We start from the raw sequence: 20,422 nt of genomic DNA on the forward strand, positions 1-20,422 counted from the left end.
TTAGCGGGACCGCTTCTTCGAGGTCGGCTTCTTCACCACGGTGCGCTTGGCCGGGAGCTTGCGCGCGACAACCTTCTTGCTCGCTGCTGCTTCCTTCTTGCTCGCTGTCTTCTTGGCAGCTTTCTTTGCGGCGGCCTTTGCCGGGGCCTTCGCGGACTTCACGCTGGTCTTGACCGTGGTCTTGGTCGCAGGCGCCTTCGGCGCGGCAGCAGCGGAGATGCGGGCCAGCTTGGCAGCATGGGTCTCCAGCAGCTTTTCGATCTGCTTCAGCAGCAGGGCGGTCTGCATGGGCTTCACCAGCATCTTGTCCGCGCCCATGTCCTGCCAGTCTTCATCGCTGAGGGGATAGGCGGTGAGCAGCGCGACGGCGGGATGGTAGGACGCGGTGCGGGCGGCATGGATCACCTCGCGACCGGCGGCGTCGGACTCCATCCGCATGTCGGTGATGATCATCTCGTACTCGTGGGCGCGCAGCTTCATCTTGGCTTCGCGAGCGCTCGCGGCGGTCTCCACATCGAAGCCGGAGATCTCGAGCACGGCCTTCATGGTGAGCAGAACAGTTACTTCGTCATCGACGAGCAGAACGCGGCGCTTCGGCACAGGTGGTTTTCTCCTTGAAACATTCTGGAGACTTTAGACGCAGGGTGCAACCGGATGACTGCCTGTGACGACACACACTTGCAGGACTTCCGCCAAAGCGCAAGATGAATCGTTCCCCAGGGGTATCGTGGGCAATGGAAGTTGAGCATCGATACCGCGGAAGTGATCGGCTCGCGGAGGAGCACGCTTGAGGTACTGGAAGATCGCGATACTGGCCGGGATAGCCCTGCAGGCCCCATGGCAAGGGGTTGCCCCGGTGATGGCGCAGGCACCGGCTGGGCCTGCGGCAGAGGCCCCGCCGCCGGTCGGTCCACAACAGCTCCCTCGCGTCACCCATACGGAGTCCGTAACGGTCACGGCGAGCACGGAGAAGGTCGATGTTCTCGCTCCGAATCCGAGCGAGCAGGTCTATCTGAGCGAAGACCTGCTGGAGGCCAATCCGGGCCGTCCGGGAGTGCCGGTCTCGATCCCCGGGTATCCCGCCGAAACGGCCTCCGGCGGCATCAAGGCCCCGCAGTACTTTGCGCCGGGAGTCGCGGGCGACCATGGCGAGCCGATCGCGCAGTACATCGCTGTGGGAGCTTACCTGCTGCCCAATAATCTCTCCGCCAACGCGCACGGCAATGGCTACGCCGATCCCAACATCCTGATCCCGTCCACGCTGGAGAGCGTTGCCGTCGACGCGGGCGCCTTCAATGTGCTGGAGGGCAACCATGCCGTGGATCTGGCAGCGACCTACGCCGTGCAGCCGCGCCTCGCGCCGCACGCTCTGCTGCTCGCGGATCTCCATGATGCTGATCTCTCTGCAGGCTTCTCTCCAAGGCCGGAGGCCTGGCTTGCGCTGGAGGTTGCCGCCGGCAATGGCCTGCTGCGTCGGCTCGAGCACCGCCAGCAGTACAAGCTCAACGGTCAGCGGATCTGGCGGGTCAGCACGCACACCCTGACGCTGCTGGGCATAGCGTACTTCGGGCAGTCGTATGTGCCTGGGCTGGTGCCGCTGTACAGCGTGTCCACTTCGGCCTCGACAGCAGCGTTTCGGGCCGCGGATACCGTTGACCCGCGCCAGCACGACCAGACCCACACAGCGATCCTCGCCGCCGCGGACACCTGGCAGCTCACAGCTCGGCAGCAGATCAACCTCGGTGGTTTCTTCCGCACCTACAATCTGTCGCTGTTCTCCAACTTCGGCGCCGGGCTTATAAGGCAGAGCGAGTTCCGTACGGCACAGGGCACGACAGCGAACTGGCGCGAGCAGCTCACCCCCTCCCTTGAACTGATGGGTGGCATGGACTTCCATCGCGAGGCGCCCCGCCGCGACAACCTCGATAGCTACGGTGCTTACACCGGTTCGGCAGCGCTGGGGTCGTTCACCAAGGTGGACTCGAGCGATATTACGATCACCACGCTTGCGCCATATGGAGCCGCAGCGGGCTCGCTGGGTCAGCATGTGCGCTACTATGCGGGCTGGCGGCGCGACCAGATCGACATCACGAACGACGATCTAATGCATGCCACGAACAGTTTCTCGCGCTGGGTGGGCGTGAACTCTCCGAAGGCTACCGTCGCGGTCCTGCCGCCTCGCTACGGCCCCCTGCGGTGGCTTCCGGAGCTGGCTGCGTCGGGTGGAGAAGCTTTCTTCACCGAAGATCCCCGCGTGGGCATGGGGACTACCCCGGGATCAGGGCAGGGGACAGCGCGGAGCCCGAATCCCGCCACGCTGGTTGCGCGCTCGCACTCCTACCAGCTTGTCGCGAGCAAGGGCTTCGCCAAGACGGAGCTGCGGCTGGTTCTGGGGCACACGACGAACGCCACGGAGCTCGCCAAGATTGACCCCGACACCGGCCTGCAGGAGGACCAGGGGCCCTCGCGGCTGCGCTTCCTCACGGCGACGGTGCGGCAGGGCTTCCGAACCGGCTGGCTGCTGCTGACCTTCTCCAAGGCCGATGCCCGCACTACCGACGATGGCCTGCCTGTCCCCGAAGCTCCACGCACCATCGCCGATGCCACCGGCGCGTTGGATCGCCTGCCGCTGGGGCTGCGTCTGCAGGCGGAGTTCGAGTATGTCGGCGCCAAGCCGCTCGGTACAGGCTGCTCCAGCAGTACGACCGTCGAGTGTGTTGGCGTTCCGGTGACAGAATTTCGCCTGGGCCTCGCGCGCAGCTTCCTTGCGGAACGTCTGCTCCTGGGGATCAACGCAATGGTCGCGAACGGGTACACCGGCCAGACCACGGAAGCCATCACGCCATCCCCCTTCCAGCAGATCGTGGGCGTGCGCATGCCTTCGTATGTCAGCGCGGACGTGCGCTGGCGGCTGGGCCGCTAGACGAAATCACCGGCCATTGCGGCCGGTGGTCTCGTCTGGTGTCCTGCAACTCTTCGCGGAGCTACTTGCCGCAAAGCTCCAGCGGCCACGTCCAGTCGCGGTTCTCCGGAGCGTCGATGCCATTCTCGTGCGCGTAGTTCACGGCTTCGATGATCTGGTCCTTCAGCCATTCCTTGGTGTGCGAGGCGTTGGCCTGCAGCTTGGGCACGCGGTCGATGATGTCGATCGCGAGGTCGAAGCGGTCCACCTGGTTGAGGATGGCGAGCTCCAGCGGGGTGTTGATGTTGCCCTTTTCCTTGTAGCCGCGCACGTGGATGTTGGCGTGGTTGGCGCGCCTGTAGGTGAACTTGTGGATGAGCGACGCGTACGCGTGGAAGTTGAAGATCACCGGCTTATCCAGCGTGAAGAGCGAATCGAACTCGCGCGCTGACATGCCGTGCGGATGCTCTTCTTCAGGCATCAGTCGGAAGAGATCGACAACGTTGATGAAGCGGATCTTCACCTCGGGGCACTTGGAGCGCAGGATGGCGACTGCAGCGAGCGCCTCGGCCGTCGGGATATCGCCCGCGCAGGCCAGTACCACGTCAGGCTCATGGCCCTGGTCGTTGGAGGCGAAGTCCCAGATGCCGATGCCCTTGGTGCAGTGCTTGATGGCCTGGTCCATGGTGAGGTACTGCAGGTGCTCGGCCTTGTCCGCGACGATGACGTTGACGTAGTTCGAGGACTTCAGGCAGTGATCGGCGACCGAGAGCAGGCAGTTGGCATCTGGCGGAAGGTAGATGCGTGTGACCTCCGGGCTCTTGTTGGTGACCACGTCGAGGAAGCCGGGGTCCTGGTGTGTGAAGCCGTTGTGGTCCTGCCGCCACACCAGCGAGCTGATGAGGATGTTCAGCGAACTGATGGGAGCGCGCCAGCGCAGCTCCATCTTCGACTTCTCCAGCCACTTGGCGTGCTGGTTGAACATCGAGTCGATGATGTGGACGAAGGCCTCGTAGGTGTTGAAGAGCCCATGCCGTCCGGTCAGCACGTAGCCTTCCAGCCAGCCTTCGAGGGTGTGCTCGCTGAGCATCTCCATCACGCGGCCTGAGGGCGAGAGGTAGCCGCCGTCGAGGTCCTCGGGCAGGTATTCGGCCATCCAGGCCTTACCGCTGGCCTGGTACATCTGCTGCAGCTTGTTGCTGGCCGTCTCGTCGGGTCCAAAGACGCGGAAGCGGTCCATGTTGCGCTTGATGACATCGCGCAGGAACGCGCCCAGCACGAAGGTGGAGCTGACACTCAGCTGTCCTGGCAGCTTTACATCGACGGCGTAGTCTGCGAAGCAGGGCAGGTCCAGCGGCTTCCGCAGCAGCCCGCCGTTGGCATGGGGATTCGCAGTGATGCGCCGCTTGCCTTTGGGCGCCAGCTCCTTCAGCTCGGGGATCAGCTTGCCACTTTCGTCAAACAGCTCTTCAGGCTTGTAGCTCCGCATCCATTGCTCGAGCAGCGCGAGGTGCGGCGCGCTGGTCTGCGGATCGAGGATTGGCACCTGGTGCGCGCGCCAGAAGCCTTCCACCTTGTGTCCGTCGATCTCCTTCGGGCAGGTCCAGCCCTTGGGCGTGCGCAGGATGATCATGGGCCAGCGCGGACGATCCGGGCAGGTCTTCCCGGCGGCCGCCGCATCGCGGGCATTCTTCTGGATCTCACGGATGCGGAGCACTACATGCTCCAGCGTCTCCGCCATCTGCTGGTGGATGGGCTCGGTATCCTGATCGGGACCCGGTCCTTCGACGACGTAGGGATCCCAGCCGTAGCCGCGGAAGAGCTGCTCCAGCTCCTCGCGCGTGATGCGCGCCAATATCGTCGGGTTGGCGATCTTGTAGCCGTTGAGGTGCAGCACCGGCAGCACCGCGCCGTCGGTCACCGGATCGAGGAATTTGTTGGAGTGCCAGCTGGTGGCCAGCGGTCCGGTCTCGGCTTCGCCATCGCCCACGACGACCGTGGCGATCAGGTCGGGATTGTCGAAGACCGCGCCAAAGCCGTGGGATAGCGAATAGCCCAGCTCGCCACCCTCGTGGATGGAACCGGGAGTCTCCGGTGTACAGTGGCTGCCGATGCCGCCGGGGAAGCTGAACTGCTTCTGGAACCTCTGCATGCCCGCGATGTCTTCCGACATCTGCGGGTAGACCTCCGAGTAAACGCCCTCGAGATAGCTGTTGGACAGTGTTGCGGGCGCCCCATGCCCGGGGCCGGAGAGGAAGATCAGGTTCAGGTCGTACTTGTTGATCAGCCGGTTCAGGTGCACCCACGTAAAGCTCTGGCCGGGGTCCGAACCCCAGTGGCCCAGCAGGCGATTCTTGATGTGCTCTGGCTTCAGCGGCTCCCGCAGCAGGGGATTCTGCCGCAGGTACAACATGCTTACGCTGAGGTAGTTGCAGGCGCGCCAGTAGGCGTCGATCTTCCGCAGCTCTTCAGGACTGAGTGGCAAAGGGTGCGTTCCGTTGAGGGTTGCTGCCTGGGTGCCTTCGAAGCTCATCTGGGATCTCCTTACGCCAAGGACGGGATCTCCTAGCGCGACTTGTGGGGTTGAGTCTACGTTGCCTCGTGCAACATACGGTCAACATGACGAGCGATCACCCAGTCCTCCTGCGCGGGCAGGACCAACATGGACGCCGCTCCAGCGATAGTTTTGCCGGTTGCTCCATTGGATGCCGTGATGTCGCGCACCGTACCCCCCTGGCCGGTTTCCGGGGCCTCATTCTTCTGGGAATCCAGAGCGATGCCCAGAGCCCCCAGCCCTGCCACCACCTCCGCCCTGGTCGCGGCATCGTGCTCGCCGATGCCCCCGGTGAAGACGAGCGCGTCCAGCCCGCCCAGCACAAAGCAGGCCGCACCGACGGCCTTCTTTACCGAGTGCACAAAGACGGCCAGCGCCAGCTGCGCCTTCGCGTCGCCACCGGCCGCGGCCCAGCGCACCTTGCGCAAGTCGTTCGGCTGGCCGCTCAGGGCTACGATGCCCGCATTGTGGTTGAGCATGTACTCCACGGCACTCGCCGGGTCGGTCTCGTGGTCCTCCACGGCATGGCGCTCGAGGTAGAGCATCAGCCCGGGGTCGACATCGCCCGGTCTAGTCCCCATCACGACGCCGCCCGTCGGCGTCAGCCCCATCGTCGTGTCGATGGACTTCCCGTCGAGCACCGTGGTCACGCTGCAGCCTGAGCCAAGGTGCGCAATCACCATGCGCTTCGGGACACCGCCGTAGACCTCCAGCTGCGCCACGATCGACTCGCAGCTCAAGCCGTGGAACCCGTAACGTCGTACCCCCTGCGCCCGCACCGCTTCGGGAAGGGCGTAGGTAGAGGCCTCGGGCGGCATCGTCTGGTGGAAGACCGTATCGAAGCAGGCAAACTGGGGCACCCGCGCGTAGCGTTGCATACCCAGCTGGATCAGCTGCCGCGCCGGAGGATCGTGCAGCGGAGCGAAGGGCGTCGCCGCTTCGAGTTCCTTCAGCACACTGGCCGTAATCCGCTGATGGCCCTGGAGATGCGGGCCCGGATGCACCACGCGGTAGCCGATTGCTTCGATCTCGGGAACCATTGGCCCGGAGAGGTGGTCGAAGACCAGCGCCAGCGCGTCGTAGAGCGACCCGGCCTTCGCAGGCTCGCGCCGCATGCCCAGTCCGCTGCCGCCGCGGGCGAGGATTTCTATGGTGGCGTCGCCGCCCACCCCGGACACCTCTCCCTCCAGGATGAACTCCAGCGCCGGGAGCCGATCGTAGAGGGAAAACTTCAACGACGAAGATCCACTGTTCAGCACAAGTATTGGCATATGTTCCCAGGTGCAGCGAAGTTGGTGACGGTGAATGGGTTGCGGCGGATCGTCGGTGTGCCTGTTTTCTCCGAGGCTATCGCGTTTCACGGCCTGCTGCTACCGGCGCGGCTCCTCTGGAGTCTCAGGATGTAACAGTGCCCGATCCCGGACCCCCATTTCCGGTGGACGGGGCTTGTGACGTCCGGGGTTAGCTTGCTCCGCGATGTTTCCCGGTTTCCCGGGTCGCCTCGTTGTGTCCACAGTTACCTGGCGATACCTGCTATACTCGCGTGTGCAGTGGCTCGCCGTCCGTGAGCCCCAGTCGCCGTGGATGCTCCGCTGCCGGAGCCGGTCGCGACGAACCCTTAAAACCCAAACGGGCCGCCCAAACGGCGTGCCGGAGACTCTTCTATCCCACCTCTCGATAAACGCGCGCAAAAGTCCTTCATCCGAACCAACGAACGCATTCGCGCCCGCGAAGTGCGTGTGATCGACGAGACCGGAGCCCAGCTCGGCGTCATGCCTCCTTTCGAGGCCCTCAAGATCGCCCGCGAGCGTTCGCTCGACCTGGTGGAGATCTCCCCCAACGCTGTTCCCCCGGTCTGCAAGATCCAGGACTACGGCAAGTTCCTCTACGAGAAGGACAAGAGCGAGCGCGCGGCCCGAAAGACCCAGAAGGTCATCGTCATCAAGGAAGTCAAGTTCTCGGTCACCGTCGACGAGCATGATTACCAGACGAAGAAGAACCAGGCCGTCCGCTTCCTCGGCGATGGGGATAAGGTTAAGGCCAGCCTCCGCTTCAAGGGCCGCCAGATGGCGCACCGCGACCTCGGCTACAAGATCATCAACCGCCTCATCCAGGATGTGAACGAGGTCGGTGTGGTGGAGTTCATGCCGCGCATGGAAGGCACGACGCTGCACGCCATCCTGGCCCCCAACAAGGCCAAGCAGGTGCAGGCGCCGCCCAAGGCGAAGCCGGAAGCTTCGGCCGCCGCTGCCCCGGCGGATGCAGTCCCGGAGACGACCACCGCCTAAACGATTCTCTGACGACGCAAAGCCGCCCGTTGGCCCACAAGGCCTGCGGGCGTTTCGCGTTTTGGGCTCTAGCGCTCCAGTCCCCACTCGTTGACCAGGTGGAACCCGCGCGTCTCCAGCGGGTAACTCGCCGGCAGCGGCATCCGCGTCAGGTTCAGCACGCTCTCCGTCTTCGCAGCGTCGCCGGTCGGCGTCAGCACGAGGTGGTTGGCATCGGACTGCGCGATGGTGTAGTCCACGCCGCCATGCCCCACCGAAAACACGAAGAGGGCGTGCTTCTTCGTATCGAGCTTCCAGCCGCCGCGCCAGAGCGCGTTGTCGCTGGCCCGAGCCATCACGCGGCCCGTGGGCTCCAGGGAAAGCGCCGTCATCGGCAGGCCATCTCCGGTCAGGTAGGGCTTTGGCTGACCTTTCAACGTGGCCTGATCCAGTCGCCATATCCCCGCGTACGGCGAGGGGTGCGCCAGACCTTCGCGGGAGCGCTTCAGCGACTGCGCGAACTCGTAGCCATTCACACCGCAGGTAAGCAGCAGCACTACGACGATCACGCAGGTTTCGATGCGCAGGATGCGCTTCTTCTCGGGAAGCATCCAGCTGCCCGTCGGAACCGCCGGCTGGTGCAGGAAGAAGAACCGAAGCAGCGCTGGAACGTCCGGCGCGATGACGACGATCGCGAGCAGGAGCAGGTGGCTGGCGAAGATCTTCACCGGCACGTCGAAGAAGAAGTTGTACAGCACGACGTTGGAGATGACGAACGCAGTCAGCAGCGCGCCCGCGAGCGCTGTGCGGCGGAACAGGATCATTACCCCGGCCGCGACCTCGGCCAGACCGCACACCATCTCGTACACGGGATTCAGCCCGATCAACGTCCACAGCAGCGTCATGGGAGATGTGTTGCCCAGAGGCTCGTTGAGCACAGCCAGCGAGGGCGGAGGCATCTGCAGCGGGAAGACCTTCACCAGCCCGTAGCTCAACATCGCGTAGCCCAGCGAGACTCGCAGGATGAACCGCATCCATCCGAAGAGTCTGCGATAGTGCGTGCGCTTGTGGTCGAGCCCCGTCCACACCAGCGTGGCCACGATCGCTGTCAGCGCAAAGATCCCAAGCTGGATCCAGTCGATCGCCGTATCGCCTGAGCCGGTGTCGTGCAGCTTGGCTCCGACGCCCTGCACGTGGATCCAATGCTGCGCGAGCCACTGTGCCGCATGAGCGAACGGCCAGTGCAGCCACTCTTCCATGTGCTCGCCCACATGAAAAGGAATCAGCTCCCAGATCGTCGCGTTGCCGCAGCAAAGCGCGTAGAGCATGCAGTAGCAGAAGACCAGACGGAAGATCAGCCGCTGCAGGAGCGACCAGGAGATGGGATCAGCAGGGATCGGTGCAGCCACGTTGGGCTGTGTGGATGAGTCGGCCAAAGCGCGGTCCTCGAAGCGATTCAGTACGACATCGTGATACGAATGTTGCCGGGGAATGTTCCGTTGTCAGCTTAGATTCTTGAGCGCGGCGAGCGCGGCCAGGTAGCCGCACATGCCGTGCACGCCGCCACCGGGAGGCGTCGAGGCGCTGCACAGGTACAGCTTCGGGTTGGAGGTCTCGTACAGATGCGCTGTCGGCCGGTTCACCAGCTGCGACAGCGTCATCGCTCCACCGGCCACATCGCCGCCGATCAGGTTCGGGTTCCAGCCTTCGAGGCCCTGTGGCGTGTGCACGTGGCGAGCGAGGATCGTCTCCCGGAAGCCCGGCGCAAAGCGCTCCACCTGCGCCTCGATGTGCTCGGTGTAGTCCTCTCCAGGAGCAGGTCCGGCGGCGTTCGGCACATGGCAGTACGCCCAGGCCGTGTGCTTGCCTTCAGGGGCCCGCGTCGGGTCAAAGAGGCTCGGCTGAACCAGCAGAACAAACGGCTTGTCGCAGCTCTTTGAGCGGAAGGCCGCGGACTCCGACCTGGCGATCTCCGACTGCGGTCCGCCAAGGTGCACCGTGGCCGCGCGGTCCACACCCTTCGCGGCCCAGGGAATCGGCGCCGAGAGAGCCCAGTCGAGCTTGTACGCTCCGGGACCGTAGGAGTAATGCCGCATCCTCGTCCGGAAGCTCGAGGTCAGCTGGATGCCCGCGACGCGGTCCAGCGTCCGTGGGCTGGTGTCGAAGAGCGTGACGTCGGCTTCGTCCATCTGCTCCAGGCTGGTGATGTCAGCGTTCAGCTCGATGCGCCCGCCCAACGAGACGAAGTAGTCGGCCATCGCCTGCCCGAGCCGCCCGGCTCCGCCTTCCACCAGCGGCCAGCCCACAGCGTGGGCCGCTGCAGCGAGGACCAGCCCCGCCGCGGAGCTCGCGGGACGGTCCAGCGGCAGCACCGAGTGCGCTGCATTGCCCGCAAACAGCGCGCGCGAGCGCTGGCTGCGAAACAGCAGCCGCGTCAGCATTGTCGCCGGCATCATCGCGTTGATGCCGAAGGCCGCCATGTTCAGCGGATGCTTGGGAAGGCTGCGCAACGGGCGCAGCACCTGGTCGATGAAGGAGGTCCAGTCATCCACGAGCGGCGAGAGCAGCCCCAGCCACGCCAGCCGGTCATGATCATTGAACTGTGCAGCGGTCGCTGCCAGGTCCCGCTCCAGAAATACGGCGGTGCCATCATCCAGCGGGTGCGCCAGCGGCGCAGGCGAATGCACCCACTTCAGCCCGAACTTCTCGAGGGGCAGTGTTGTGAGGAACGGACTGCCGACAGCCATGGGGAAGGAAGTCGCGCCCATGTCGTGCTTGAATCCGGGCAGCGTCAGCTCGGCGGTGCAGCAGGCGCCACCGGGCTGCGCCATGCGCTCGTACACGGTCACCTTCACCCCGCGCTGCGCGAGAGTGATCGCAGCCGCGAGGCCGTTCGGTCCGGAGCCGACGATATTGGCAGAGCGCAGGGGCATATGCGATGAGATGCAGCCGCATCGGGAGCAGAGGCAAGGACTTTCGCGCAACGCTCCTGTGCCTATGTTGAACGCGAAGGCTATCCAGTGGCAAATCCAACAGCTTATGCGCGGGGGCGTTGGTGTCTACTGTCAGCTTCTCATGCCGCGCAGGTCCGCGACGATGGGAGGCAGCGTGGGCGCGGCCAGCAACAAGGCCAAAGGAATGAACGCCGCAAAGCCGAAGCGCGGGAACACGAGTGCCGCGACGAGTCCGCCCGCAAAGAAGGCCCCCACCAGCAACACCAGCGTGCCGAGACGATCGCGATGCACGTGGATCGGTTCGTGCGCGGGGTTGCGGCTCATGTACAGCGCACGGCCCAGCTCAATGCCAATGTCCGTCACCATGCCTGTGACGTGCGTGGTGCGGATCTCCGCGTCGGAGATCTTGGTGATGATCGCGTTCTGCAGACCCATCGCGAAGGCCAGCACACCAAGCAGCAGGAACCCGTGCGTCATGCCGTGGACGAGTACTCCGACGGCGGCCAGTAGAACGGCTTCCAGAAACAGCGGTAGCGCGAAGAGGCTTTCGCGCTCGCGGCGGCGGGAGAAGTTGACCAGCAGCGCGCATACCGCCGCACCCGCAAGAAAGCTCATGAAGATGACGGCGCTGCGCTCGAGCAGGCCCGGCTGGTCCGTGCCAAGCCCGGCAGCCAGCTCCGCGGTAATGCCGGTCATGTGCGAGGTGAATTGCTTGAGGCCAAGAAAGCCGGAGACATCCACCAGCCCCGCTGCGAAGGCCAGCATCGCAGCCAACCGCACGTTGGCGATCCGCGACCGGATCCGGCTTGTGAGGTGGAGAAGCGGCATGGCCTGCGTTAAGTATCGCAGGCTGCCCATGGGGATGGATGCAGATGGGAGACAGTGTCTCGAACGGCGATGGAATATGAGGCACGCAACCTGTGGCATGAGGGCTCAAGCAACAAGGGAATGCCTGGTTGAGCCCAGCTTTGTCAGGGCGGGCTTCAGCCCCGCCATCCAAGGTCCTAAGATGAGAGGGGCTTCAGCCCCTGAGGGACCGCATGCCGCCGCGCAGAGAACCTTTCCGGCAAGCCGGGCAGACGTACTTTCTAACCTTCGTGACCGCTGATCGGCAGTGGTTCTTTCGCAACGAGCGCTGGGCCATTCTCCTGCTCAACCAGATGGAGCGCCATCGAGCGGAGTTTGACCTGCATGATTTCGTGATCATGCCCGATCATGTGTATCTGCTGCTGAGTCCTCATGTCGCCCTGGAGAGAGTTGTGCAACTCATGAAGGGCGGGTTTTCCTTCAATGCGAAGCGAGCCTTCGAGTGGAAGGGCGATATCTGGCAGCCGGGGTTTTCCGATCACCGCATCCGTGACCACGACGACTACTTGACCCACGTCGCATATATCCGCAAGAATGCGGCCAGCCTGGGCGAGGGCAAGAGGCGCTTCGACGGGGCGAGCTGCACGCTGGAGTTGGCCCCGGAACCTCAGGGGCTGAAGCCCCTTGGATGAGGTGTCGGGTATGGCGGGGCTGAAGCCCCGCCCCTTCAAAGCCAGAAACAAAGGCAAGAAGAGCCTGAGGACACGGCCGCTGTCTACTCCCAACGCACGCGGACGGAGCGCTTACCTAGACGCAGCACCGGAGCTTCCCCCAAGGCGGCGCGCAGAATCGTCTTGCCCGCAAACTTCTCGCCGTTGATCGACACGGCGTTCTCTGCGATCTTGCGCGTTGCTTCGCCCGCCGACGCTGCGAGACCAGAAAGCTGCAGCAGCTTCGCCACGCGCAGCTCATCGGAGCCCTCTGCGACGAACAGGCCTTCCGTCGTGAGCGCCACACCCACCTCGGGCACATCCTCGCTCACGGCACGCTGCTGGAACATCTTCGTCCAGCCTTCCGCTGCGGCCTCCGCCTCTTCCGCGGAGTGGAAGTCCTGCGTGATCGTCCGCGCGAGATTCTTCTTTGCCTGCATCGGATGCAGCGTGCCTGCGGCTACCTCGGCCTTCATCGCCTCGATCTCGCTCTGCTTCAGGTCGGTGAGGTAGACCCAGTACTTCCACATCAGCTCATCGTTGATGCTCATGAGCTTGCCGTACATCTCATTCGCGGGCTCGGCGACTCCAATGGCGTTGCCGAGGGACTTTGACATCTTCTGCACGCCGTCCAGGCCCTCGATGATGGGCATCATCAGGACGATCTGCGGTTTCTGGCCGGCGTCGCGCTGCAGGTCGCGGCCGCGCATCAGGTTGAACTTCTGGTCGGTGCCGCCCAGTTCCACATCGCACTCCAGCGCGACAGAGTCATAGCCCTGCACCATCGGGTAGAGCAGCTCGTGGATGTGGATCGGCTGCTCTTCCTGGAAGCGCTTGTGGAAGTCCTCACGCTCCAGCATCTGCGAGACGGTGAACTTTGCGGCCAGCTGGATCATGCCGGCCGCGCCCAGCTTGCTGAACCATTCCGAGTTGTAGCGGACCTCGGTCTTCTGCGGGTCGAGGATCTTGAAGACCTGCTCCTTGTAGGTGACCGCGTTGGCGTCGAGCTCTTCCTGGGTCAGCAGCTTGCGCGTCTGGCTCTTGCCCGTCGGGTCGCCGATGAGGCCGGTGAAATCGCCGATGAGGAAGATGACGGTGTGGCCCAGCTGCTGGAAGTGCCGCAGTTTGCGCATCAGCACGGTGTGCCCCAGGTGCAGGTCCGGCGCGGTGGGGTCGAAGCCCGCCTTGATGCGCAGCGGCACGCCCGTCTTGCGTGAGGCCTCAAGCCGTGCGGCCAGGGCATCGGGCGCCTTGGAGTCGAAGGCAGGGATCAGCTCCGCCGTGCCCTTGGCGATCAGGTCGAGCTGCTCCTCTACTGAAGCAAACTGGACGGGTGCGAACGGTTGTGGGATGGTATTGACGCTATCGGACATGGTTCCATCCAAAAGTATAGAGAACCGGGCGTCTCAAGTCCCGGTCCGAAGAGAACAAGGCGTGAACGATCCCAGGTTGAAGCTGAAGAATGCGATCCGGACGCTGCTGGACGAACGCGGCGACGGCAAGACGATCTGTCCCAGCGAAGCTGCCCGGGCCGCCGCGGGCTCGGACAAACGCGGCGACTGGGAACCCCTGATGCCCACCGTCCGCGAGGCCGCGGTGGCCCTTGCGGCTTCGGGAGAGATCGTCATTACCCAGCAGGGCGAGCCCGTAGATGGCCGCACGGCAAGGGGTCCCATCCGCCTGCGACGCAGCTGAGACACGCGCTCCGGCGATCCCTCCTCTGGGAGGCAATGATCTTGTTCGAAGTCTCCTGACAGATTCGTGCGTTGCTGCCGCCTATACTGCCTCGCAGGAGCCCTGCCATGGACGTTGAGCGAGCACGCGCCATCCTGCTCAAGCTGCCACACGTCGTCGAGACCATGCAATGGGGCGACAACCTCGTCTTCTGGGTGGGCGACAAGGCCATCGGCGGCAAGATGTTCGCGCTGATCAATCTCAGCCCCGACGCACAAGGGGCGGTCAGCTTCGCTGCCGGACCGGAGCGCTTCGCCGAGCTCGTCGAGATCGAAGGCTTCCGCCCGGCGCCCTACTTCGCTCGCATCCACTGGGTGGCGGCGGAGCACTGGGATCTTCTGCGTCCCACGGAGTGGCAGACTGAGTTCGCCAATGCCCACAACATCGTCCACGCGAAGATGCCGAAACGTGTGCGCGAACTTCTGCTGCTCCCCGTGACGCAGCAGAAGAAGCTCATCGTGGAGGGGCGCAAGAAGGCGGCCCAGAAGGCGGCAAGAAAGAAAAGCTGAAGGTCTTGCTTGCGCTTGCGCCAGGCTGGTTCCACCTGCAAGAGTGTGTCATTTCGACCGGAGCAGGACAGTCCCAAGGCAGGCGCAGACTGCAGGTCCCTCGGCTTCGCTCGGGATGACACATCCTCGGCAACTAGACGAAGGTCTCGCTGTCGTTCAGTCGCCGCTCCCACTCCGCGATCGTGGCCTTGTGCTCGGCGAAGCAGGTGAGGTGCCCGACCTTGCGGCCAGGCCGCGCGGCCTTGCCGTAGTCGTGGCGGAAGAGCTCTGGGAACTTTGCCGTCTCTTCCAGCGAAGGCATGCTGCCAATGCAGTTCAGCATCACCGTCGGCCGGCTGGTGGTTGCGCCGAGCGAGAGACCAAGCTCCGAGCCGGCGATGGCGCGCAGGTGGTTCGCGAACTGCGAGGTCTCCGAGCCTTCGATCGTCCAGTGGCCGGAGTTGTGCACGCGGGGCGCCATCTCGTTGGCGATGAGGGTGCGGCCTGCGGCGAAGAACTCCACCGTGAGCACACCGACATACTGCAGCGCGGTGAGCAGCTTGCTCAGGTGGGATTCTGCCAGCGACTGCAACTCAGCGTCGAGCCACGGCGCTACGGACACACGCAGGATGCCTTCGCGGTGTTCGTTGTGGATGAGTGGGTAGAAGGCGATCTCGCCGGTGGTGCTGCGGGCGGCGATCAGCGAAAGCTCGCGATCGAAGGCGACCATGCCTTCGAGGATGCAGGGCGCTCCGCCGGTGTGCGCCCACGCAGCCGCAGCGTCGTCCGGATGCAGGATGCGGACCTGCCCGCGGCCGTCGTAGCCGAGGCGGCGGGTCTTGAGGATGCTGGGAGCGCCGATCCATTCGAGCGCGGTGCGCAGGTCGCGCAGGCTGGAGACGGCGGCGTACGGCGCGGTGTCGATGCCCTGCGAGCGCAGGAAGTCCTTCTCGTAGAGGCGGTCCTGCGCGATGCGAACCGCACGAGCGTTGGGCGCGAGCTTGGGCAGGTCTTCGAGGATGGCTGCGTCGACGTTTTCGCTCTCGAGCGTGAGCACATCCACGTTCTCGGCGAAGGCGCGGACTTCGGCGCGGTCTTCGAGGTCGACCTTGTACACGGTCGCGACCTGGGAGGCGCAGTCGTTGGGCTGGCCTGCACAGAGGATGTCGATGCCGAGCGGACGGGCGGCTTCGGCGAGCATGAGGGCCAGCTGTCCGGCTCCAAGGATTCCAATGCGGGGACGAGAGCTCATCAGGACTTCTTGCCTTTCGCGGCTGTCTTTGGGGAGACGGTCGCTTCCACACGCGGATCCGGGTCCTCCAGCACCGAGTCCGTCTGGTCGGCACGCAGTTTGGCCAGCTTCTTCGCCAGCGAAGGATCTTCAAGCGCCAGCAGAGATGCGGCGAACAGCCCGGCGTTCTTCGCGCCCGCATCGCCAATGGCGAACGTCGCGACGGGAATTCCGCCGGGCATCTGCACGATCGACAGCAGCGAGTCCATGCCGCTCAGCGCGCGCGACTGCACGGGCACGCCGAGCACCGGTAGCGCGGTCTTCGCGGCCACCATGCCCGGCAGGTGCGCTGCTCCGCCGGCCCCGGCGATGATGGCCTTCAACCCACGGCTCGCGGCCGTCTCGGCGTAGCGAAACATCTTGTCCGGGGTGCGATGCGCCGAGACCACCTCGACCTCATGCGCGACACCCAGCTCCTCGAGCACCTTCGAGGCGTGTTCCATCGTCGGCCAGTCGCTCCTCGATCCCATAATGATGCCGACCAGCGGCTGCGTCTTCTTGGCTTTTGCAGGCATGGATATCTTGCGTGGGCTCTTTCTCCGGGAGCCGACTTGCTGCAACGCAGGTCAGTCAGGCCGGGTGTGTCACAGATCGTAGCCGATCAGAAATTCGAGGCGAAGCGGGCAATCAAACCCGTGCGAGCGGTAGCGTACCGCCGCGCGAGGTACATTCTGACTTCATTGTAGGGATTGGCGTCTCAGAAACGAAAATGCCTGGCGCTGTCGCGCTTCTCAGGGCATGACCAGGCGATTATTCGCCGGAGGTGGGATCAGGGACATCGGGTACCGCGGAGGGCCCGACGGGGGCGGCGAGGGCGGCAGCAACGTCCTCTGCCGTGGCGGCAGCCTCCACGTGCCGGCGAAGCCGGGTGCGATCCAGCTCGGAAAGCTTCAGGAACGACATCGCCGCCTCCTTGCCTTCGACCCGGACGATCCGGGTCTCGACATAAATGGGGTGCTCGGGAACGCAGATTGTGAGCTGGCCCGAGAGCCACACCTCCAGCACGTCCTGAAAGGAACCCAGGATGCCCGATTCGCTGACATTCAGCGAGTATCCAGCGACCCGGCCTTCGGAGGAGTTGAAGACGAGCGGTAACCCCACAGTCGCGCGGACGGCTCGCGGAATCAGCCGGATGGGGGGCGAGCCGAACGGTCTCATCATCACAACCGCCATGGAGTCGTCGCCTTTCTAACGCTGAGCAGGAGAATACAGCTTAGGCCCGTGCCGGTCTTCTATCGGCAACCATAGAAGGTTGTTTCGAATCGGGTCAGTGGCGAAGTCGGGTCATATGATCGATACGTCGCTGTATGAGTGCTTTTGTTCCAATGTCGGCCCGATGGAAGAACGGCCCCGGAATCGTAGCGATCACCTGCTCGGCGACGAGCTCTGCCGCGGCCAATGTCTCCGCCGTCGCCACTACCGCTACCGTCCGCGAACCTGTGCCGACGAGTATGCCATCCACCTCATCGACAGCACCCAGATAGAGTTGAGCGCTGCCCGGAATCTGCTCCGGTAAACGCACCTGGTCCCCCTTGCGAGGTGCTTCAGGATAACCCTCCGGTACGACATATTTGCAGACGCTCGCCAGCTGCGAGAACTCAACAGTAACGTCTGCGAGGCCTTGGCGTGCGATCGCCCGGCAGATCGCGACGAAATCGCTTTCCAGCAGGGTCAGCAGGTTGAGGCACTCGGGATCGCCAAAGCGGGCGTTGTACTCAATGAGGCGCACACCATCGCGCGTCGCCATGAACCCGCCGTAGAGGATGCCCTGGTAGGGCGCGCCGCATTCCGCGGCCAGCGCTGCCGCCACCTGCTCGTTGATCTTCCGCGCTGCGGTGATGTCGTCCGCGCGAAGGAACGGCAGGGAGTGGTCGGCGTCGGAGTACGTACCCATGCCGCCGGTGTTGGGGCCCTTGTCGCCTTCGAAGGCGCGTTTATGGTCCTGCACGGCAGGCATGTGCGCGAGCGTGCGGCCATCGCAGAAGCTGATGAGCGAAAACTCTTCGCCTTCAAGCTTCTCTTCGACGACGAACGGATGACCGAGAGCCGCAAGCTCACGGCAGAAGGCCAGCGACTCCTCGAGAGAGTGCAGATGGTCGCCGCAGACCTTCACACCCTTGCCGCCCGCAAGGCCATCGTCCTTGATGACGTGCTGACCGTCCCATTGCCGTAGCACGGCGGTCAGGTCGCCTTCATCGGCAAGGAACTCCGCAGCATCGAAGCGCTGGAAGAACGGATTGCCCGGGATGCCATACTTCGCGAGCAGCTCGCGGGTGAAAGCCTTTGAGCTCTCGATGCGTGCGAGCGACTGCGTGGGCCCCACCGTGGGTATGCCCGCTGCCCACAGCGCATCGGCCGTGCCCACAGCCAAAGGAGCTTCAGGGCCAATGATCGCGAGCGTCGCGCCGTGTTCCTTTGCAAAGGCCGCAATCGGCGCTGCGATACTCATGCTTCCCACGGCGTAGGAGGAGCACAAGCGAGCGATGCCCGGGTTGCGAGCTGAGCCAAAGCAGATCAGCTTCGGCTGCGGCGAAGAGCGTGCGAGGGCCTCGGCGATCGCATGTTCGCGCGCGCCGGAGCCCACAATCAGGATGATTTCGTTCGATGCGGAAGGAGTCATTGCGTAGGCACTTCGATCTGGAGCCATCAGGACTGGAGGGAGCGAGCTCGCTCGGCTATAGCGATGAGATCTTCGAGGTGGCTTTGCACGGTGGCGTCAACGGGGCGGAGATCGGGGACGAACGCCTCGCCGGTGATGCGCTCGAAGAGCTGGATGTACCGGGAGGCGAGCTCTGCAATCAGCCCATCGGGAGGCGTAGGCAGCACCGCATCCTTGTACGGATCGCAGCGCTCGCGGAACCACAGCCGGAAGAACTCCTTGTCGATCATGTCCGGCTCGCGGCCTTCACTCACGCGCTGCGCATACGAGTCAGCGATCCAGTAGCGGCTGGAGTCGGGCGTGTGTACCTCATCGATTAGCAGGATCTCGCCTTCAGGCGTGACGCCGAACTCGTACTTCGTATCCACGAGGATCAGCCCATGCTCGGCTGCGGTCTTCTGCCCGAACGCAAAAAGCTCCAGCGCGACGCGCGACGTGTGCTCCCACTCGGCTGCCGTGAGCCAGTTTTCGGCCAGGATCTCCGCCGGAGTGATGGGGCGGTCGTGCGTGGCTTCCTTGGTCGTGGGTGTGATGATGGCGTGCGGTAGCGGTTGGTTCTTCGCCATGCCGTCGGGCAGCGTCAGATCGCCAAAGCTGCGCTCGCCCGCGTTGTACTTGGTCCAGATGCTGGTGTCAGTAGAGCCCGTAAGATAGCCGCGCACGACGAACTCGATGGGAAGCACGCGGCACTTGCGGGCCAGCAGAGCATTGGCGTGCAGCGCAGCGACGACGTGATTGTTCGCGATGTGCCTGGTCTGCTCAAACCACCACAGCGACGTGCGGTTGAGCACCTGACCCTTGTAAGGAATCGCGCCGAGGTTGCGATCGAAGCCTGACTGACGATCGGTGGTGATGAGCAGCAGATTGCCCGGAAGCTCGGGCGCGAGGTCGTAGGTGTCGCGCACTTTGCCGGTGTACTTCGTGCCAAGCTCTAGGCTCGAGCTGGTGAGGCAATGCGGGATGGCGGCGATGAGATCGGCCTGCGTGAGCTTCGACATTTACACCTCACCTACAAGCGCGGTGTGCTCCAGGCCAGCTTCCACCTTGCCAATCTTCCAGACATGGAACGGAGCGAAGGCGTCGCGCAGCGCTTCGAGCTGTCCTGCGGGCGCGATCACGGCGAGTCCGACGCCCATGTTGAAGACCTTGTGCATCTCTTCGCGGTCCAGCTCGCCGAGCTTCTGCATCATCGCGAAGATGGCCTGCGGTTCCCAAGCATGCACGTCGATGCGAGCTCCTAAGCCCTTAGGAAGGATGCGCGGCGTGTTCTCCACGAGCCCGCCGCCGGTGATGTGTGCCATGCCCTTGATGGGAATGCGTGCGTCGAGTGCGCGACGAATGGGCGTCACGTAGTTCGCATGCGGAGCGAGCAGCACCTCGGCCAGCGTCTTGCCGCCAAGCTCCTTGGGGGCGTCGTGAATGCCATGCTTCGCGACATCGAACAGCAGCTTTCGCGCCAGCGACCAGCCGTTGGTGTGCAGACCGGAGCTCTGCACGCCGTACACGACGTCGCCTTCGACGATGCTCTCGCCCGTCAGCACCTCATCGCGCTCGACGATGCCGGTGACGAAGCCGACTACGTCGAGGTCGCCCTTCGCATAGACCGAGGGCATCTCTGCGGTCTCGCCACCAACCAGCGAAATACCGGCTTCGCGGCAAGCATCGGCCATGCCGCTGACCAGCTGCTCAATCTGCGCGGGGTCGACGTGATGCACGCCGACATAGTCGAGGAAGGTCAACGGGCGTGCGCCCATCACCGCGATGTCACCCGCGACGGCGGCGACGAGATCGCGGCCAAGGTCATCGAACTTACCGGCCATCACGCTGACCAGCGTCTTGGTGCCGACGCCGTCGGTGCTCTGCACCATCACGGGATCGCGATACTGCGCGAGCGCGTCCTTGAGCGAGAAGAGCGTGCCGAACGAGCCAAGGCCCGTGAGCACAGCGGGAGAATGCGTGCTCGCAGCATGCGAGCGAATGCGTCGAACGGCCTCGTTACCGGCCTCAATATCAACGCCTGCGGATTTGTAGTCGATGGGCATAGGAGACAGTGAAT

General features: G+C 64.1%; 18 protein-coding genes. 5 read left to right on the forward strand and 13 right to left on the reverse strand.

All coding sequences use genetic code 11. From position 1 onward, the window contains the following. Positions 1-600, reverse strand: coding sequence for a response regulator (locus tag C4S68_RS11235; RefSeq protein WP_103933137.1), 600 nt, complete (start codon positions 598-600; stop codon positions 1-3). 187 nt (positions 601-787) lie between these two features. Here C4S68_RS11235 and C4S68_RS11240 point away from each other — a divergent pair, with 187 nt between their 5' ends. Beyond that, positions 788-2,923 carry a TonB-dependent receptor gene (locus tag C4S68_RS11240; RefSeq protein WP_146072117.1) on the forward strand — a complete coding sequence of 712 codons (2,136 nt, stop codon included), beginning with the start codon at positions 788-790 and terminating at the stop codon, positions 2,921-2,923. A gap of 61 nt (positions 2,924-2,984) precedes the next feature. Here the strand turns inward: C4S68_RS11240 and C4S68_RS11245 are convergent, their stop codons facing one another. Together C4S68_RS11245 and C4S68_RS11250 are read right to left on the reverse strand one after the other, a co-directional pair. Continuing rightward, positions 2,985-5,435, reverse strand: a complete 2,451-nt coding sequence (locus C4S68_RS11245; RefSeq protein ID WP_103933139.1) for a phosphoketolase family protein — start codon at positions 5,433-5,435, stop codon at positions 2,985-2,987. Between the two features lie 56 nt (positions 5,436-5,491). Next, on the reverse strand, positions 5,492-6,727 hold the full coding sequence (locus tag C4S68_RS11250) for an acetate/propionate family kinase (protein WP_103933140.1): 1,236 nt from the start codon (positions 6,725-6,727) through the stop codon (positions 5,492-5,494). 429 nt (positions 6,728-7,156) lie between these two features. Between C4S68_RS11250 and infC the strand changes: the two genes are divergently transcribed. Continuing rightward, entirely contained in the window at positions 7,157-7,744 is a 588-nt protein-coding gene (gene infC, locus C4S68_RS11255; RefSeq protein ID WP_103933141.1) for a translation initiation factor IF-3, read from the forward strand. Between the two features lie 68 nt (positions 7,745-7,812). Here the strand turns inward: infC and C4S68_RS11260 are convergent, their stop codons facing one another. The 3 genes from C4S68_RS11260 to C4S68_RS11270 form a co-directional block, all read right to left on the reverse strand. Then, positions 7,813-9,159 (reverse strand): hypothetical protein, encoded by a 1,347-nt coding sequence (locus tag C4S68_RS11260; protein WP_103933142.1) that lies wholly within the window; start codon positions 9,157-9,159, stop codon positions 7,813-7,815. Positions 9,160-9,225: 66 nt separating this feature from the next. Further along, complete coding sequence (locus tag C4S68_RS11265; protein WP_103933143.1) at positions 9,226-10,656, reverse strand: phytoene desaturase family protein; 1,431 nt, start codon at positions 10,654-10,656, stop codon at positions 9,226-9,228. A 132-nt stretch (positions 10,657-10,788) separates the two neighbouring features. Next, entirely contained in the window at positions 10,789-11,505 is a 717-nt protein-coding gene (locus C4S68_RS11270) for a YoaK family protein (protein WP_103933316.1), read from the reverse strand. 212 nt (positions 11,506-11,717) lie between these two features. Between C4S68_RS11270 and C4S68_RS11275 the strand changes: the two genes are divergently transcribed. Next, entirely contained in the window at positions 11,718-12,176 is a 459-nt protein-coding gene (locus tag C4S68_RS11275) for an REP-associated tyrosine transposase (protein ID WP_103933144.1), read from the forward strand. A gap of 83 nt (positions 12,177-12,259) precedes the next feature. Here the strand turns inward: C4S68_RS11275 and tyrS are convergent, their stop codons facing one another. Then, positions 12,260-13,567, reverse strand: a complete 1,308-nt coding sequence (gene tyrS, locus C4S68_RS11280) for a tyrosine--tRNA ligase (protein WP_103933145.1) — start codon at positions 13,565-13,567, stop codon at positions 12,260-12,262. 61 nt (positions 13,568-13,628) lie between these two features. On the opposite strand from tyrS, the gene C4S68_RS11285 reads away from it, so the two are divergent. Further along, positions 13,629-13,889 carry a DUF3253 domain-containing protein gene (locus tag C4S68_RS11285; protein WP_235011528.1) on the forward strand — a complete coding sequence of 87 codons (261 nt, stop codon included), beginning with the start codon at positions 13,629-13,631 and terminating at the stop codon, positions 13,887-13,889. Positions 13,890-13,996: 107 nt separating this feature from the next. After that, positions 13,997-14,437 carry an MmcQ/YjbR family DNA-binding protein gene (locus C4S68_RS11290; RefSeq protein WP_103933146.1) on the forward strand — a complete coding sequence of 147 codons (441 nt, stop codon included), beginning with the start codon at positions 13,997-13,999 and terminating at the stop codon, positions 14,435-14,437. A gap of 133 nt (positions 14,438-14,570) precedes the next feature. On the opposite strand, the gene C4S68_RS11295 is transcribed toward C4S68_RS11290, so the two are convergent. The 6 genes from C4S68_RS11295 to purM all read right to left on the reverse strand — a co-directional run bounded on the left by C4S68_RS11295 (position 14,571) and on the right by purM (position 20,408). Beyond that, positions 14,571-15,668 (reverse strand): 5-(carboxyamino)imidazole ribonucleotide synthase, encoded by a 1,098-nt coding sequence (locus tag C4S68_RS11295; protein ID WP_103933147.1) that lies wholly within the window; start codon positions 15,666-15,668, stop codon positions 14,571-14,573. Continuing rightward, complete coding sequence (purE, locus tag C4S68_RS11300; RefSeq protein WP_103933148.1) at positions 15,668-16,222, reverse strand: 5-(carboxyamino)imidazole ribonucleotide mutase; 555 nt, start codon at positions 16,220-16,222, stop codon at positions 15,668-15,670. Before purE ends, C4S68_RS11295 begins: the two co-directional genes overlap by 1 nt. Before the next feature lie 235 nt (positions 16,223-16,457). Next, positions 16,458-16,868, reverse strand: coding sequence for a PilZ domain-containing protein (locus tag C4S68_RS11305; RefSeq protein ID WP_160115107.1), 411 nt, complete (start codon positions 16,866-16,868; stop codon positions 16,458-16,460). Between the two features lie 106 nt (positions 16,869-16,974). Continuing rightward, positions 16,975-18,327, reverse strand: coding sequence for a phosphoribosylamine--glycine ligase (gene purD, locus C4S68_RS11310; RefSeq protein WP_103933150.1), 1,353 nt, complete (start codon positions 18,325-18,327; stop codon positions 16,975-16,977). A gap of 26 nt (positions 18,328-18,353) precedes the next feature. Beyond that, on the reverse strand, positions 18,354-19,364 hold the full coding sequence (locus C4S68_RS11315) for a phosphoribosylaminoimidazolesuccinocarboxamide synthase (RefSeq protein WP_103933151.1): 1,011 nt from the start codon (positions 19,362-19,364) through the stop codon (positions 18,354-18,356). After that, on the reverse strand, positions 19,365-20,408 hold the full coding sequence (purM, locus tag C4S68_RS11320; RefSeq protein ID WP_103933152.1) for a phosphoribosylformylglycinamidine cyclo-ligase: 1,044 nt from the start codon (positions 20,406-20,408) through the stop codon (positions 19,365-19,367). It abuts the gene before it with no gap. Positions 20,409-20,422 lie beyond the last annotated feature (14 nt).

Origin of the sequence: Bryocella elongata, assembly GCF_900108185.1 — a bacterium.
Lineage (GTDB): Bacteria > Acidobacteriota > Terriglobia > Terriglobales > Acidobacteriaceae > Granulicella > Granulicella elongata.